Annotated in this window: 2 protein-coding genes; both read left to right on the plus strand. The window is 70.7% G+C overall.

What is annotated here, in order from left to right; translation table 11 throughout:
• The coding region (locus tag ACZ7HQ_RS45840) for a CBS domain-containing protein (RefSeq protein WP_471003670.1) at window positions 1–431 on the plus strand (431 nt) is incomplete at its 5' end.
• Window positions 428–1,092, plus strand: a 665-nt coding sequence (locus ACZ7HQ_RS45845) for an ABC transporter permease (RefSeq protein WP_471003673.1), incomplete at its 3' end; no start/stop codon positions are given. The genes ACZ7HQ_RS45840 and ACZ7HQ_RS45845, both read left to right, overlap by 4 nt.

A 1,092-nucleotide genomic window follows, 5' to 3' on the forward strand; every position in this document is an offset into this window, starting at 1 on the left:
CTGACTTCCCGACGGTGACGGTCGAGGACCCACTCCAGACGATCTTCAACAAGCTCCGCAACGGCCCGCACAACGAGCTGCTGATGCTGGACCGGAGGAACCGCCCGTACAAGTGGCTGCGGCGCGGCGATCTGATGCGGGCGCGCGGTTCGCTGGCGCGGGCCGGGCAGCTGGTGCACGACACGGTGACCCGGGACGCCACCCTGCACGACGCGCTGGAGGCGGTGCTCACCGACAGCGGGGGCCGGGTCGCGGTGACCGGGCGGCGCGGCGAGTTCATCGGGGTCGTCGACATGAAGACGCTGATGGACAACGTGCAGGAGCTGCTGGAGGCGGACCGGCTGACCGCGATGGAGCACCAGCACGAGCTGGAGGAGCAGCGTGTCCACCAGACGGAGCAGGAGCTGGAGGGGGGTGGCGGCGGAGTATGAGCCCCAGCCACCGGTCCGGCTCCGGCAAGGGCCCGGCCGCCCCGACCCGCCCGCCGGGCGAACACGACGTCAAGGGCCACGCGTTCCACGACGAGGAGAGCGACCCCTCCCCCGCCCCGGCCGCGCCGCAGCGCCGGATCACCTGGCGGAAGCTGGTGCTCCTGCCGGCGGTGCTGGTCGTCATCCTGGTCATCACGTACGTCTGGATCACCAACATCCGTCTGGACTCGATCGCGGAGAACTCCCTCTCCGGCGGAAACGTGCAACTGCGCTGGTGGCAGCACGTACGTCTGACCGCGATCTCGACGTTCTGGGTGCTGATCATCGCGATCCCGCTCGGCATCGCGCTGACCCGGCGGCGGCTGCGGAAGGCGGCCCCGGCGTTCACGGCGCTGGCCAACATCGGCCAGGCGACCCCGGCGATCGGTCTGCTGGCGCTGCTGGTGATCTGGCTGGGCATCGGGCCGCGCACCGCGATCATCGGCATCGTGATCTACGCGGTGCTGCCGGTGCTCTCCAACACGGTGGCGGGGCTGCGGGTGATCGAACCGAACATGATCGAGGCGGCGCGCGGCATGGGGATGTCGGGGCGCGGCGTCCTGCTGAAGGTGGAGCTGCCGCTCGCGGTCCCGCTGATCCTGGCGGGTGTCCGTACGGCCCT

Source organism: Streptomyces sp. NPDC037290 (assembly GCF_055603245.1).